Raw genomic sequence first — 14,748 nt, forward strand, 5'->3', positions numbered from 1 at the left:
ACTTTTGCATGATAGCAGCAAGTGGCAGCCGAACCGTTACGTTATTTATTTATCCAACCTTTTGCAGCAGCTTTCCCCGCAATTTTGCCAGCATGTCCTCGGTCATTTTATCCAAATCGAACTCTGCTTTAAAGCCCCATTCTTGCATAGCCGCTGTCGCATCGATCGAATTTGGCCAGCTGTCCGCAATCGCCTGACGAACCGGATCCACCTGATAGGAAAGCTTAAAATCAGGAATATGCTTGCGAATCGCTGTCGCAACATCCTCTGGCTCGATGCTCATCGCAGTTACGTTGAACGCATTGCGGTGAATGAGCTTGGATGCATCTGCTTCCATCAGCCCTACGATCGCATTGAGCGCATCAGGCATATACATCATGTCCATATAGGTGCCTTTGCCAATATAAGAGGTGTAAGCACCGTCCTGGATAGCTTTATAGTAAATATCTACGGCATAGTCTGTCGTTCCTCCGCCTGGAGGTGCTACGTAAGAAATGAGACCAGGGAAACGTACACCACGGGTATCTACCCCAAATTTCTGGTGGTAGTAATCGCACAATAGTTCACCTGATACTTTATTTACACCATACATCGTCGTTGGACGCTGAATCGTATCTTGTGGCGTGTTGTCTTTTGGTGTAGAAGGACCAAATGCGCCGATGGAGCTAGGTGTGAAGAACTGGCAGTTCAGTTCGCGTGCAGCTTCCAGAGCATTGACCAATCCGCCCATGTTCAGGTTCCATGCGAGTAATGGCTTTGCTTCCGCAGTTGCAGACAACAAGGCTGCCAAATGCATGATCGTATCAACCTGATGAGTTTTGGCAAGCTCAAACAACCGCTGGCCATCCGTTACATCCAAAATTTCAAACGGTCCTGCCTCCACGACTGGATCGTCTTCTTTTTTGCGAATATCGGTTGCAACAACCTGATCGGCACCGTACACATCACGCAGCTTCGTAATGAGCTCGGACCCAATTTGCCCCAACGCCCCGGTTACCAGTATCTTTTTCATTTGAGAATCCCCATTTCTTTGCCTACTTTTTCATAGATGCTCAGGGCTTGATCCAACATTTCTTTTGTATGTGCAGCCGTTGGCATGTTCCGTACACGACCTGTACCTTTTGCAACGGTTGGGAACACGATCGCCTTGGCGTAGACGCCTTCTTCGTACAGTCGCTTACTAAATTCTTGAGTCTGTTGCTCATCACCGATGATGCATGGAGTAATTGGAGTCTCGCTGTGCCCAATATTAAAGCCAAGCTCTTTCAAGCCTTTTTTCAAATAATTTCCGTTTTCCCATAGCTTGTCATGAAGCTCTGTGCTCGCTTGCAAAATATCAATTGCGGCAATCGATGCAGCCACATCTGCAGGAGTCAGTGCCGTCGAGAACAAGAATGGTCTGCTGCGCACTTTGAGCCAGTCGATCAGCTCCTGACGACCTGCTACATACCCACCTACTACGCCAATCGCTTTGGAAAGCGTTCCGATCTGGAAGTCGATTTTATCGGACAAGCCAAAATGCTTCACGGTACCAGCGCCTTTACCGAGAACACCAGAGCCATGTGCATCATCAACGTACGTAATCAGGTCGAATTCTTCGGCAACCTCTACAATTTCCGGCAACTTGGCAACGTCGCCATCCATAGAAAATACACCATCGGTGATAACCATCAGCTTCTTATATTTACCAGACTCTTTTGCTTCTTTTGCTTTCGCACGCAGGTCATCGATATCGGAGTGATTCACGCGAATAATTTGTGCACGGGAAAGTCGGCAGCCATCAATGATCGAAGCATGGTTCAACTCGTCTGACAAGATCGCATCATCTTTATCCATGACCGCAGATATTGCAGCCATATTGCAGTTAAAGCCGGATTGATACGCGATAGCAGCTTCTGTATGTTTAAAGGCTGCAAGCTTTTCTTCCAGCTTCGTATGAAGCTCTAGCGTACCATTAATCGTCCGAACTGCACCTGCTCCTACCCCGTATTTTTGAGCGGCAGCAACAGCGGCTTCTATCAGACGTTGATCTGTTGCCAAACCGAGGTAGTTATTGGAGGATAGATTGATCAGTTTTTTTCCTGAGATCGTGATGACCGGGCCATTTGCACTTTGCAGTGGATCGATGACATTGTACAGGCCTTTGCTTTTTAGATCAGTCAAATTTTCATGTAAGAAATGCTCCAATGTTTTGCTCGCCAACGAGAATCCCTCCAGCATTTCGACCATAGGCTGCACACCTGCAATTCGTTTTCGTAATTTCCACAAAAACAAATGTACACACCGTACGGACGCTCTATTTTTATTAAAAACGCTCTAAATCAATATTATTTAAGAATAGATTACCACCTTTTTCTTTATGTGTCCATATGACAAAGACATAAATGATCGCGCTTTCATGAGAAATTTTTGTCCCTCTCCATAAGTTCTCCTGTTGGAGTAATCTTAGACTTACTGGCAAAAAACAAAAAACCACTCTCCCACTGCTTAGAAGTGGAATGTGGTTTTGTACTATTTCTTCGCTTTTTCAGATTTTAAGATTCCGGTTCTCGCTGTTGCGGTTCGTTCAAACCCATCTGGCTTAAAGCGATGCGTCAGCAATGACTCGACTGGCTCACCTTTGCGCAGATGCTGCTCCACCAATTGCTCCGCATGATCTGGCGTCACGTTTTCGTACCAGATTCCTTCTGGGTATACAATGACGACACAGGCATCCTCACATCGTCCGTTACAGCGTGTTCGGGTTGTATGTACGACATCATCCAATCCAGCTCGCGTAATCGATTCCCGGAGAGCTACGGTGACTTCCTCTCCCCCTTTTCGCATACAGCTGCCCCCGTTACAAATCAATACATGGTGCACAGTTTGCGATAAATTCCAAGTTGCCATTTGCCTTCCCTCCTCCGCAGAATAAAACGTAATGATTACGTTTATCCATCGTTTTACTATATCTCTTCTCATCATGCCTGTAAATAGCGCAATTAGCAATTCCCAGAACGTTTTGTTTTTGGTAGAATATATGTTCGTACACAATGACGATGAATGGTGGTGAGAGCATGTCCGTAACCAAGCAACGCGATGCCTTGCAGCTACTTGAACTCATGGGCTCCTTTCCCTGGTATGTAGAGAAATTTATCGAGCATAAAAAAACGAAGAAAAATTCCCCTTCTACGCTGCTCGGCTACTTGCGTGATATCACTTTTTTCTTCCGCTGGATGATGACGGAAGGCTTGACCCCTGCTTCCGAGATGAAGGATATTCCTTTACAGGATCTGAATGATCTCAAGAAGGAAACGGTGGAAAGCTATATTTTGTATTTGCAGGAATCTCATCTGTACGAGCGAGCAGCCCTTTTAACCAACCCTACCCGCAGCGCAAAAAAGGAATACAGTGATCGGACCATTAGCCGCAAGATCTCCAGCCTGAAATCACTGTTTCATTATTTAGCTGCCTTGGCCGAGGATGAGAATGGCGAATCCTATTTGACTCGCAATGTCTTAGCGAAAATAGAAATAGAAATGGTCGAGCTCACACCTCTCGCCCGTGCGAACGCGATTCGTGCCAAAATCCTCATTGACGATGAAATTTATCAGTTTGTCGATTTTGTCTATAACGGTTATCTCAGTCATTGTCATACGGTAAAGAAACAGCAGTTTCATCTGCAGAACCGCGATCGTGATACCGCGATTATCGCTCTGATCCTCTCTGGAGGCTTTCGTGTCTCTGAAATCGTGAGCCTGGACCTGTCTGATATTGTAATGGAAAAGAATCAATTGAAAATGGTGCGAAAGGGAAAAAAAGAAGACGCTCCGTTTTTCAGCGATTGGGGAAAAGAATATTTGGGACGCTATTTACAGCAACGAGACAAATATTTGCCTTCATCCCAGGAAGATGCCGTCTTTCTCGCCGTCTCTCCCACCAATCCGAATGGACACCGGATCGAGGTTCGTTCCGTTCAAAAGCTCGTGAAGAAGTACGCCAAGGCATTTGGCATCCCAGACTTGTCCGTACATAAGCTCAGACACAGCTTTGCAACTCAGTTTTTACGCTTGAACCCTGATCCGCATCAGCTGCAGGCCCAGTTGGGACACTCCAAAATCGAGACGACCATGCAGTATGCGCATGTCCTCGAGGATGCTTTAGGGAAGGCAGTCAACCGAACGACCTGAGTATCAATGATAAAAACATAAAAAATGACCATCCGACCTCATGCAGGGTACGGATAGTCATTTTTTCGGTTAAGAGGCAGGTTTAACAGGTTTACTGACCTTGATCGCTTCTGCCAGAGCTTGCTGCTTTTGCGCCTGATTAATGACGTCAAGCTGCGCCATTCGGTTCAGTACGATCGATTGCCGCTGCTTCGCATTTTGCCAATGCTTGACAGGCGAATAATTCTCTGGTGCTTTCGGCAAGGAAGCAAGAATAGCTGCCTCTCCTAAGGTGACGGCGCCATTGCCGCTATCTTTTGCCGACTTGTTGAAGTAAAAGGCGCTCGCTTCCTCAATCCCGTATTTTCCATGCCCAAAGTAGATGACGTTCAAATACATTTCCAGCAGCTCTTTTTTACTGTATCGCTGCTCCAATTGCATGGCAATCGCCATTTCCTTTACTTTTCGCAGCATCGTTTTATCCTGGGTCAAAAAGAGATTGCGGGCTAACTGCATCGTAATCGTACTGCCCCCCTGCACATAGCCACCCTCACTTACATCAATCCAGAGCGCACGTGCCAAAGCCACCGGGTCTACCCCGCCGTGCTGCATAAATCGATGGTCTTCAATGGCGACAAAAGCTTTCCACATGTAATCAGGCATTTCATCCAGCTTGACGTACACTGCCGCTTTTGTGTCATGGAGCGCAGCCAGCTTCTTTTCATCAATCCATATATTTCCTGCCCAGCCCAGCAGTATCGGTGCTAGCATGGCGCAGACAAGTAACGTCAGTAGTGTAATTCCAATTCGTTTTTTCCAAACCGAGCCCTGTTTTTGTGCCCGTTCATTCTCGTTTGCCGCAATATATGTTTGCGCATCTCCAACAACGGGTATGGAAAGGTGGTTCATGCGCTCATCCCCTTTGTCTTGCTTCTACTCTTATTGTAGGGGGTAAGCGTGTTTGGTCCCATCGAATCAAATTACAGTAACCTTACAATTCCGTAATTCTTTTTACGATTGATAATGTCCCGCTTCCTGCTGCCGCAATTCAATACGTCTGATTTTACCCGAAGTCGTCTTGGGCAGCTCCGAAACAAACTCGATTTTACGAGGGTATTTATAGGGAGCCGTCAAGCGTTTCACATGATCCTGCAATTCGGTTACCAGCTCATCTGATGGTGCATTGCCTTTTTTCAAGATGACAAACGCTTTTACCACATTTCCGCGCTCTGGGTCAGGACTGGCTACTGCCGCACATTCTGCCACGGAAGGGTGCTTCACTAGGGCATCCTCTACCTCAAACGGCCCGATTGTATAACCGCCTGAAATGATAATATCGTCGGAGCGTCCTTCGAACCAGATGTAACCGTCCTCATCCATCCGTCCCTGATCACCGGTAACAAACCAGTCACCACGGTAGGCTTTGGCTGTACGTGCCGGATCATCCAGATAACCTTTAAACAGAGCGACCATCTTCCGATCGATCGCAATATCCCCTACTTTGCCGATCGGCACTTCTTCGCCCTCTTCGTCAATGATAGCGGTTCGTACCACTGGCGAGGGTTTTCCCATCGATCCCGGTTTCGGCTCCATCCCGACAAAAGTCCCAACCAAAAGTGTGCTTTCTGTTTGGCCGTAGCCATCACGTACTGTCAAATTAAACTCACGGCGGAACGTGTCGATCACTTCCCGGTTGAGCGGCTCCCCTGCAGATGTAGCCGAGCGCAGTGCATTTAGCTTGTATTGATCTAAATCAGACACTTTTGCCATCAGGCGATACTCTGTTGGTGTCGCACACAGGACGGAAATCGGATGATTTTGCAAAATAGTCAAATAATTATCCGCGCTGAATCTGCCTTTATATACAAAAGCGGTGGCACCCATACCCAGTGTGGAGACGAAAGGGCTCCAAATCCATTTTGCCCAGCCTGGTCCTGCTGTCGCCCAAACCACATCACCTTCACGCACATCCAGCCATTGTGTAGCTGCGACAGCCAGATGGGCAATTGGCCAGCCGTGTACATGCATGACTCCTTTTGGCCCGCCTGTTGTTCCAGATGTATAGGAAAGGAATGCAAGCTCGTCAGAACTCGTGTTTGCTACTTCGAATTCATCGTTTTGCTCCTCGATCAAACTACCGAGAGAAATCCAGCCCTCTTTGGCATCTCCTACCGTCATATAGTGACTCAGCGAAGGGCACTGTCCACGGGTTGGCTCAACTTCATCCAGAACACCGTCAAATCCGATGACTGCCTTCACTTTGGCATGGTTGACACGGTATTCGATATCTTTGTAGCGCAGCATTTCTGATCCTGGCAAAATGACAGCACCCAGCTTTAACAATGCCAAATACAGACCATATGCAAGCGTTCCCCGGGTCACAAGAACCAAAACCTTGTCGCCGCGCTCGATCCCGACAGAAGCAAGTCCATTGGCTATCCGATTGGAATAGCGACGCAGCTCCTCGTAGGTCAATACATGCTCTTGACCTTGCTCGTCCAACTCCCAGACTGCGCGTCTTTCTGGATTTTTCTTTGCCCATTCATCTACTTGTGCAGCGAAGTTATAAAATGCTGGCATGTTCAGTTGCAAATGACACACCTCCAGTTTTTTCAGATATACAGAAAAATAATATTCGACGTTTTACCTATTTTTCCTCTATTCTGTCTATCGTGTGACCAGCTTTTATTCGCCTGGCAAAGAAATAATTGGCAACGGAGAGACGCGTAACTATTGTGCTGCACTTGCGTCTTACATATCAAAGACTCTCATGCAAAAGCACGAGAGCCCGATCATCGCGTATCTTATGGAAGCAGGTTAGATGACTCGCTTGATTTTCACTACACGTTTCTCCCAGTTCGTGCCATCGAACTTGGAGTACGTTACACCAGGACTGCCGTAGGTATGTAAAATTTTACCGTTTCCTGCATAAATAGCTACGTGTGTAATCCGGTCTGAAGAGCTGTTGGCGGAAGCCTTCATGAAGATCAGATCACCTTTTTGCAGATCTTTTTTGGATACTGATTTGCCCACAGTCGATTGTTGACGGGAATCGCGTGGCAATGTAATGCCTGCTTCCTTAAAGACGCGTTGTGTAAAGGATGAGCAGTCAAATGTTTTTGTTGTGCTGCTGCTGGAACCAAATTTGTATTTCGTCCCCAGATACTTCTCCCCATTTTTAATGACCTTGCTGGCAACATCACTCGCTGGCTTGTCCGGTGTATTGGAAGAATTGTCAGAGGAGCCAGATCCATCCAGGATTCGGCGTGCTGTGACGAATTTTTTGCTATAGTCGGAATAGGTTTTCACCACTACCTCGTCTTCCCCTTGCGAAGAATACACGAATTGATCTTTGCCTATGTAGATACCCATGAAGCTTGGGGTGCTGCTGCCACTGGATGAGAAGAATACCAAATCCCCTGGTTCTACTTTGCTTTGAGAGACTTTCTTCCCTTCCTTGGACAAGCTGGAGATGGTGCTTCCGATGGAGATACCTACCTGTTTGTACGTATAAGTTGCCAGTTCTGCGGAACCAAACTGTTTTGGTCCTTTTGCTTTGTACTCGTAATCTTTACCAATCAATGAGGTCGCAATATTCACGATTTTTGACTGTTGTGAATCTTGCGTCTTAGCGGCCGCTTGTCCAACTTGACCACCCATTAACAGGGACGTACTCAGGATGACTGCTACTGTTGACTTCATTACCCAATCTCGTTTCGTCACTTTTCTTTTCCTCCTTGCCATGTTGTGGAACCCGTTCTCGGGTACAAGGACAGATTACCTCAGGAGGAAACAGGAGGATAAGACCGTAAAATTTACCAATCACGGATTTGGTAGCATCGGACTAGTCTGAAAACAAGGTGTAAACTATGCGGCCACTGCCTTTTAGTACCATAGAACCAGATAGGTTGAGAAACCCGCTCTCTTAAACAACTTTGCTAAAAAAGAACCATCTTCTGCAAGAACATGTCAGAAGATGGTTCTTTCGTTCCATATAATAGGTCCACGCTTTACTTCATTTTCGCTGTAAACTGACCCCAATTTTCCTCGCCCCATACGAGCGTCATGACATCACCATCTGCAATTGGTCCTACCCCTGCTGGTGTACCGGTATAAATGATGTCCCCTTGATCTAGGCCAAAATGATCCGAAATATAGGTAATGATCGTCATCAAATCAAAAATAACGTCGTTAATTTTCCCACATTGTACCTGCTCACCATTTTTCAACAAGGAAAACTCGGTATTTTGCAAGGCATCCACTCCTGGGAATGCATGGAAGGAAGTCAATATCGCTGAGTTTTTAAATCCTTTTGCCAAAAGCCATGGATGACCAGCTTTCTTCAGCTCACTCTGGACATCTCGCAGTGTAAAATCAATGCCCAGCGCAATTTTGTCCACCATTTGCTCTAATGTGACACCAGCTTCATATGGTCTGGCAATATGTAAAACGAGCTCTGCCTCATAATGCAGCTCACCACGAGTACCTGGCAGTTCAATCTCATTGCCAACGGCCTCTGCCAGTGCATGGGTTGGCTTATCAAAAATCATCGGTCTCGTTGGTACATCGTTGCCTAGTTCTGCAGCATGAAGGCGATAATTGCGTCCTACACAATAAATATTTCGAATCCGTTCCATTGTGTCCTCTCCTTTGGCAGCTTTTCACTCCTTTTTACTATATCATGGCCATGTCCCGAATCTAATAAAAGATTCACGAGCCCAGGTCTTCGGAAGCAGCGTCCAGGATCTACATCCTAGAAAGAGACCAAACAAAAAAGCTGCTTTTTAGCAAGCAGCTCTTCCTCCCCGTTTTTAAAAATGACCATGTCCAGGCCAAAGACGTGCATTCCCTTTCGCTTCTACCTCAAAAACGGTGTCGCAAATTTGCTCCAATGCCCTCTCCAAATCTAGCTCCTCCTGTGTGCACCAGGAAAACTCGTAACGAATTTTCATGAGCTGCTCCCCTGTTTCACACCTGACAGAGCAAAATCGTTCCAATTGCTCAAGGGTTGTTTTCCGCGCGAGTACCGTCGCCTCCAATGGAAATAATCCATCCCACTCCGAGACGAGATAAGCAGAAGTCACATCAATCCATAAAGCTGATGATTCATTTAATCTGCGAAAAATGACGGTGTCTTCACGATAAAAACCGTACCCAGAGGGAAGTGCACCAGCGAGTTTAAATCGAATCCCAATCGGCAGATCATCAGGCTTCAATGCACGTACCAGTCTGCCTGGCAAAAGATGATAGCCGTCCTGTTTTTGACGAATCAGTGGCTCTCCCAATACAAGAACCTTTTGATCCTCGCTGTCTCCTGTCACCTTTATATACATCTCGGCACCTCCCTCTCCAAAGTATGGTCAGAAATGCTTGACTAAAAACCATTCGCCAAAACTTTTTCGCCCATTTTCTGGAAATTATTTCGAACAAAAAAAACAGGGCCACCCCTTTTCGGCGCACCCTGCTATTCATCTTGTTCTTGTATTATGCGCGTATGATTGCTATCACAACATGCTTTTCATCATAGGTTTTGGCTTTGAGCTTTACCGGAAAATCATAAGGGTTAGAAAACTGGAAGTCTAAATATCCAAAGGCCACTGTTGCGTCTTGACCAGCTGGTACATAGCCAACCGACTTGCTGTGATGATGTCGCTCGACGATCGTCATTTGTGCCTCTTCTGTTGCATTATACAACGTACTGGATACTTGGCAAATTCCGCCGCCATAATCATCAGTGAGCTGGCCATTCAAGATCACACCTGCTTTTTGCCAGCCATCTTCCTCAAGATTTGCATTCCCGACTTCTTTATTATAGGAAAAGACTGCGTTCGGCTCGATTATTTCGTTATTGATTTTCCTCATTGCTTTCTCAATATTGTATCGACGTGCCTCTGAGCTCGTATCCATTGTCGTATGATAAAAACCCAGGACATCCTTGTCACTAATCTCCATTTTGCTTACATACTTTTCCCTCAGCTCCATCGGGGTAAGCTCAGAGCTGCTTTTGGCAAATGCCGTTACAGGTATGACGGATGAAGCCAAAGAAAATAGCAAGGCTGTCGCAACGGTGCCAACCGCTATTGACCTGAAGTTCTTCATGGATAATCTCCCTCGCTTTTTCGATATCAGTTACTTAGGTGAAATCTTTATGGAAAACGGATTCGAGTACTTAAAAATGAGTGCAATTTCACTTTCTCTTCATTTATGTTACGTATGATTAAAAGTCATAGCAACCTGCAAATGTTGGTTTTTTGTTCATGCCATACTTCATGACGAGAGACCTACAAAAAAGAAAGAACCATGACTGTAGCTTGGTCCTTCCTATTCGGTCAACTTTCATTCTTCGTCGTCAATGACCCCTAACCTGCTACTTTTTGCCGGTAACAGCAGCCACTACATCATCGATGACTTTACCTTCGGCGATTGATCCAGACATCATCCAATGCCTGGCCGACACTTTGAACAAATGATCTTGCTGGACAGCCGGCATCGACTTCCACACCTGCAGCTTCTCGACCTCAACCGATGCCGCATTCGCTGTGGCGAACTCTTCCGCACTGCAGCAGACGGCTTGCTCTTTCGCCCTGATCGTGGTGTACATCCTTTAGACCAAACCATACATGCCCTATTAGTTGCTGGTCGGAGGCTTCCAATTATACACAAATGCTTCAAATTGCATCAATGTGCAGGTATTAAATAACCAATCTCGAAAATAAGTTTCCCTATTCACGGTGGAACACAGATATTTCGTCACGCAATTTCCTGATTCGTTTTTTCCTAAGCTCAGGTGATGAGTGGAGCCTTTAAACCTAGCGACAAACAAAAAGGCCCTGATCCGCATAAAAAATGCGTTCAGAGACCTGTGTTTGAAGAGATCGTGCTGTCGAGAGGACTTGAACCTCTACGGTGTTTCCACCACTAGAACCGGAAACACGCACGCGATTGGGAAGCAAGCGGAATCAATCAAGTGTCTAATGCTTCAAGGAACTTCTCACCATTGAGCAGCACCATACAACCGCTGTCCGGCAACTATGATTTCTTTTTTTGCATCTGAACGCTTATAAAGGTAAGGAAGGCCGCTGCTAATGCCAGTAACCCGCCCATCCACCCCGTGTAGGGTAAACCGAAATTGGTCGCTATCAGTCCGCCAATTGCCGCTCCCACCGCAATGCCAAAATTGACGGACACCGGAAACAAAGAAGCGGCGAACACTTTAGCGGAAGGTGAGTATTCCCCAGCCAAATCAATCAAGTACAGTTGAAATGTGACATTGAACAAGTAAATGGCAAGTCCGATCAAGAAGATCGTTATCAATCCGAGCACGGTAGAATGCAACGTAAAATAGAGTGAAACAAGAACGATGGCTTGCAAAAGAAAAATAAAACGTAATTTTCTCAAACCATCATGAGCAGCAATTTTTCCAGCTAGCAATGTGCTAATGATCGAGGCAGCCCCAAAAAGCAGCAAAATAAGACTTGTATATCTTGCTGGAATAAGTAGCTCACGTTCCAATATAGGCGTGATGTATGTGTACACCGCATAAGTGGCGGCAAGGCTTAGTGCTGGGGCGAAGAATGCTGTGATCATCCGGGCATGAGCCAGTAAACCGAATTGATTTTTTAATGAGCTTGGGGTCCCCTTTAGGTTTCTCGGAACGGTAAGCGAAAGCATCGCAAATGAAATAAATCCCAAACCGGCTGTGAACCAGAACGCCATGTTCCAGCCGCCTGTTTGCCCGATCCAGGTTCCTAGCGGCACACCTAATATACTTGCAATTGTAAACCCTGAAAAGACGAGCGACACAACCAAGCCTCTTTTCGAAGCGGGTATGGCCTCGCTCGCAACCGTCATGGCAATTGTCTGCATTAACCCGCATACGACTGCAGTAACAACTCTTGCCCCTAGTAGCCAAAAGTAAGAGGAAGAAAGTGCGCTGGTTATATTTCCCGCTATAAAAATGGACATACATCCCAGCATGAGCGGATAAGCTGGATAGCGGCTGACCAGAACGACCACAATCGGCGTGCCGACGGCCACTGCAAAGGCAAAGCCGGATACTAACGCTCCTGCTGATGAAATGGTAACTTCCAGACTGGATGCAATTCGGGACAATAATCCGACAATAACGAATTCACTTGTTCCTGTGACGAATGTCAGCAAGACTAAAGAAAAAACGAGTAACTTCTGCTTGGCGCTTAGATGTACACCAGCCATTTCGGTTGTATTTTCCATCCCCATCTCCATCCTTCATGATTCAAATTTTTCTCTAACTTTGCAGCCATCTGTCTTGTATTTGTCATTATGAGTGAAAGGTGTTAATTTTAGTAGTACAGACTTTTTAGTGATATAGTTACTAAAAAGTAATTATTGTACGAACAAAGGAGGAGTCAGGGAGTGAAAACATATTACTGTACGCTTGAAGTTGCGATGAGCATCATTGGAGGCAAATGGAAGCCGCTTATTGTGTATCATCTAACCAAAAAGACCAGGCGAACAAGCGAATTAAAGCAGATGATCCAGGGCATCACACAAAAAATGCTAATTCAGCAGCTAAGAGAGCTTGAAGCAGACGGAATCGTAAGCCGGAAAATATACAATCAAGTCCCGCCTAAAGTGGAATATTCCGTTACAAAACTCGGCATGTTGATGGCTCCAATTTTAACGTCGATGTGCGAATGGGGAGAAACTTATTTGGAGGATACCTTCGAGCAAAGCGACTATCAGATATTGAATAAATATGAGTAAGATGTTAGAAAGCCCAAGAATACCAAACAAAACAGCGCCCTGTCTGAAAGGGCGCTGTTATATTTATTCAATATTTCATTGTTTCAAGCTATTCTGGATGTCAAACAGGATATGATCGGTCTGTAGGAAACGCTCTGGATCGATTGTTCAAGAGCAGCAGTATTACTCGTTCGATGTACCTGCGGCGTTGTCCGCAAATGTTCGATTGGGGCAGAATGGTCGCCACCGTTGACGTCAAATGAGTAATACCTTGCAAAATCCGCATATGCAAAAAGCTCCTGAATCGTCACAAGGACAAATTCAAGAGCCTGTACTTTGTTAAGGTGGTGCGGTCGAGAGGACTTGAACCTCCACGGTGTTGCCACCACTAGAACCTGAATCTAGCGCGTCTGCCAATTCCGCCACGACCGCAAAAAATGGTGCCGGCGATAGGACTTGAACCCACAACCCCCTGATTACAAGTCAGGTGCTCTACCAATTGAGCTACACCGGCACGATTCATATATTTATTTCGCTCATTCTAGTTAAAGAATGGCGGAGCTGACGGGACTCGCTTCCACTGGCGCTTCTACCTCGAAACTCTTCTTCTGAGAAGCCAGATCTGAAGTACCCGAGCGATTCATCTTGCTATTTCTACGAGGGTGAACCCGTTTACGGGTGAGAGGCCCAAAACCTCTTTAGAAATGGCGGAGCTGACGGGACTCGAACCCGCGACCTCCGGTGTGACAGACCGGCGTGAACTCCAACTTCACCACAGCTCCATGGTTTTCATGTCTTCCGTTTTGATTTCTCTCAAAAGGACCCTTGTAATATAGCACGAACATATTTAAGATTGCAAGAGTTCACAAAAAGTTTTTTAAAAGATTATTTTTTCATAGATTTACCAACCAAAATCCGCTAGAATTTTATCTAGATATGCAGAAATTAGTAGATTGGTGGAGACGATGACATGAAACACACTTCGAAGGTATTCACCCTCCTCGCCCTCTTCACTCTGCTGCCTACAGCTGCCCACGCAGCCTCTCCCGCTTATGTGGTGTCAGCAGGTGATACTCTCAGTAAAATTGCACGCGAGAACCATACAACCGTAGACCAACTGATCCAAGTGAACCAGCTCCATACAGATCAACTGTCGATTGGTCAAACATTGTCACTGCCAACGACAGGCTTGTCGGACTCTGTGGATGAAGCTGCACCGCCAGATGTGATTGAAGGCAACAACCAGTCCCACTCTGAATCGGAAGGGATTACAGCAGGAGAAAAGGCGCGCGTCACAGGCGATGTCCTGAACGTTCGCAAGAAACCTTCTACGGATGCAAAAATCCTTGGAAAATTGAAATTCGGTTCGCTAGTGGAAGTACTCGAAACAGGCAGTGAATGGACAAAAATTGAGTTTGAGGACGACGAAGCCTATGTCGCTACAGAATTTTTGAGCGCAAAGCTATCTTCCTTACCGGTAATGTCTGGAGACATAGACTCCGCTAGTCTTGGACGTCTGGAAAGTATTTTCACTCCCCTGCTCAAAACCCCATATGTTTTGGGTGGAACGACACCAAACGGTTTTGATTGCAGCGGCTTTACTTCTTACGTTTTTAACCAGCTCGGGGTTACACTTCCTCGCACTTCCGAAGATCAATTTAATGGTGGACAAGCTGTTTCGTTGGATGAAGCACAGCCAGGTGATCTTCTGTTCTATGATGCGCTTGGAAAAGGACGCGTATCTCACGTGGCAATTTATCTCGGAAACGGAACGATTGTCCATGCGAATGGCGACGATGTGCGTTATGGAAAAGTGGAATACATGCACAAGCTCTATCCGTTTTATGGCGCAAAACGTTATATCCAGTTCCAATAG

At 46.1% G+C, this 14,748-nt stretch carries 14 protein-coding genes and 3 tRNA genes; 3 read left to right on the forward strand and 14 right to left on the reverse strand.

Annotated elements, in window-relative coordinates; all coding sequences use genetic code 11:
* Window positions 1-49 precede the first annotated feature (49 nt).
* From ADS79_RS19160 to ADS79_RS19170, 3 genes are all read right to left on the reverse strand, one after another.
* Window positions 50-1,012, reverse strand: a complete 963-nt coding sequence (locus tag ADS79_RS19160) for an L-threonine 3-dehydrogenase (RefSeq protein WP_049739988.1) — start codon at window positions 1,010-1,012, stop codon at window positions 50-52.
* Complete coding sequence (locus ADS79_RS19165) at window positions 1,009-2,202, reverse strand: glycine C-acetyltransferase (RefSeq protein ID WP_049741067.1); 1,194 nt, start codon at window positions 2,200-2,202, stop codon at window positions 1,009-1,011. The genes ADS79_RS19160 and ADS79_RS19165 overlap by 4 nt, the downstream gene beginning before the upstream one ends.
* Before the next feature lie 309 nt (window positions 2,203-2,511).
* Complete coding sequence (locus tag ADS79_RS19170) at window positions 2,512-2,964, reverse strand: (2Fe-2S) ferredoxin domain-containing protein (protein WP_328135226.1); 453 nt, start codon at window positions 2,962-2,964, stop codon at window positions 2,512-2,514.
* Between the two features lie 92 nt (window positions 2,965-3,056).
* On the opposite strand from ADS79_RS19170, the gene xerS reads away from it, so the two are divergent.
* A complete protein-coding gene (xerS, locus tag ADS79_RS19175; RefSeq protein ID WP_049739990.1) occupies window positions 3,057-4,169 on the forward strand; it encodes a tyrosine recombinase XerS in 1,113 nt (370 codons plus the stop codon).
* A 69-nt stretch (window positions 4,170-4,238) separates the two neighbouring features.
* Here the strand turns inward: xerS and ADS79_RS19180 are convergent, their stop codons facing one another.
* The 8 genes from ADS79_RS19180 to ADS79_RS19215 all read right to left on the reverse strand — a co-directional run bounded on the left by ADS79_RS19180 (window position 4,239) and on the right by ADS79_RS19215 (window position 12,380).
* Complete coding sequence (locus ADS79_RS19180; protein ID WP_049739991.1) at window positions 4,239-5,057, reverse strand: transglycosylase domain-containing protein; 819 nt, start codon at window positions 5,055-5,057, stop codon at window positions 4,239-4,241.
* Window positions 5,058-5,159: 102 nt separating this feature from the next.
* Entirely contained in the window at window positions 5,160-6,740 is a 1,581-nt protein-coding gene (locus tag ADS79_RS19185) for an acetate--CoA ligase (protein WP_049739992.1), read from the reverse strand.
* A gap of 225 nt (window positions 6,741-6,965) precedes the next feature.
* Window positions 6,966-7,871, reverse strand: coding sequence for a C40 family peptidase (locus ADS79_RS19190; RefSeq protein WP_049739993.1), 906 nt, complete (start codon window positions 7,869-7,871; stop codon window positions 6,966-6,968).
* A 287-nt stretch (window positions 7,872-8,158) separates the two neighbouring features.
* Window positions 8,159-8,785 (reverse strand): fumarylacetoacetate hydrolase family protein, encoded by a 627-nt coding sequence (locus ADS79_RS19195; RefSeq protein ID WP_049739994.1) that lies wholly within the window; start codon window positions 8,783-8,785, stop codon window positions 8,159-8,161.
* Window positions 8,786-8,959: 174 nt separating this feature from the next.
* Window positions 8,960-9,481, reverse strand: coding sequence for a hypothetical protein (locus tag ADS79_RS19200; RefSeq protein WP_049739995.1), 522 nt, complete (start codon window positions 9,479-9,481; stop codon window positions 8,960-8,962).
* A 151-nt stretch (window positions 9,482-9,632) separates the two neighbouring features.
* Entirely contained in the window at window positions 9,633-10,247 is a 615-nt protein-coding gene (locus tag ADS79_RS19205; RefSeq protein WP_049739996.1) for a VanW family protein, read from the reverse strand.
* Window positions 10,248-10,515: 268 nt separating this feature from the next.
* On the reverse strand, window positions 10,516-10,749 hold the full coding sequence (locus ADS79_RS19210; protein ID WP_049739997.1) for a hypothetical protein: 234 nt from the start codon (window positions 10,747-10,749) through the stop codon (window positions 10,516-10,518).
* A gap of 428 nt (window positions 10,750-11,177) precedes the next feature.
* A complete protein-coding gene (locus ADS79_RS19215; RefSeq protein ID WP_236700044.1) occupies window positions 11,178-12,380 on the reverse strand; it encodes an MFS transporter in 1,203 nt (400 codons plus the stop codon).
* A gap of 162 nt (window positions 12,381-12,542) precedes the next feature.
* Between ADS79_RS19215 and ADS79_RS19220 the strand changes: the two genes are divergently transcribed.
* On the forward strand, window positions 12,543-12,893 hold the full coding sequence (locus ADS79_RS19220) for a winged helix-turn-helix transcriptional regulator (protein ID WP_049739998.1): 351 nt from the start codon (window positions 12,543-12,545) through the stop codon (window positions 12,891-12,893).
* Window positions 12,894-13,217: 324 nt separating this feature from the next.
* On the opposite strand, the gene ADS79_RS19225 is transcribed toward ADS79_RS19220, so the two are convergent.
* The 3 genes from ADS79_RS19225 to ADS79_RS19235 form a co-directional block, all read right to left on the reverse strand.
* Window positions 13,218-13,304: transfer RNA gene (locus tag ADS79_RS19225), tRNA-Leu, on the reverse strand.
* A gap of 6 nt (window positions 13,305-13,310) precedes the next feature.
* Window positions 13,311-13,386, reverse strand: a tRNA-Thr gene (locus ADS79_RS19230).
* Window positions 13,387-13,577: 191 nt separating this feature from the next.
* Window positions 13,578-13,654 (reverse strand) — tRNA-Asp (locus ADS79_RS19235).
* 188 nt (window positions 13,655-13,842) lie between these two features.
* Between ADS79_RS19235 and ADS79_RS19240 the strand changes: the two genes are divergently transcribed.
* Window positions 13,843-14,748, forward strand: coding sequence for a C40 family peptidase (locus tag ADS79_RS19240; RefSeq protein WP_049739999.1), 906 nt, complete (start codon window positions 13,843-13,845; stop codon window positions 14,746-14,748).

It is taken from the genome of Brevibacillus reuszeri, assembly GCF_001187725.1.
GTDB lineage: Bacteria > Bacillota > Bacilli > Brevibacillales > Brevibacillaceae > Brevibacillus > Brevibacillus reuszeri.

Bases quoted from the DNA above. Each gene is read 5' to 3' on its own strand.
- ADS79_RS19170 (WP_328135226.1), bottom strand. From the start codon at position 2,964: ATGATGAGAAGAGATATAGTAAAACGATGGATAAACGTAATCATTACG.
- ADS79_RS19195 (WP_049739994.1), bottom strand. From the start codon at position 8,785: ATGGAACGGATTCGAAATATTTATTGTGTAGGACGCAATTATCGCCTT.
- ADS79_RS19160 (WP_049739988.1), bottom strand. From the start codon at position 1,012: ATGAAAAAGATACTGGTAACCGGGGCGTTGGGGCAAATTGGGTCCGAG.
- ADS79_RS19205 (WP_049739996.1), bottom strand. From the start codon at position 10,247: ATGAAGAACTTCAGGTCAATAGCGGTTGGCACCGTTGCGACAGCCTTG.
- ADS79_RS19215 (WP_236700044.1), bottom strand. From the start codon at position 12,380: ATGGAAAATACAACCGAAATGGCTGGTGTACATCTAAGCGCCAAGCAG.
- ADS79_RS19200 (WP_049739995.1), bottom strand. From the start codon at position 9,481: ATGTATATAAAGGTGACAGGAGACAGCGAGGATCAAAAGGTTCTTGTA.
- xerS (WP_049739990.1), top strand. From the start codon at position 3,057: ATGTCCGTAACCAAGCAACGCGATGCCTTGCAGCTACTTGAACTCATG.
- ADS79_RS19240 (WP_049739999.1), top strand. From the start codon at position 13,843: ATGAAACACACTTCGAAGGTATTCACCCTCCTCGCCCTCTTCACTCTG.
- ADS79_RS19180 (WP_049739991.1), bottom strand. From the start codon at position 5,057: ATGAACCACCTTTCCATACCCGTTGTTGGAGATGCGCAAACATATATT.
- ADS79_RS19210 (WP_049739997.1), bottom strand. From the start codon at position 10,749: ATGTACACCACGATCAGGGCGAAAGAGCAAGCCGTCTGCTGCAGTGCG.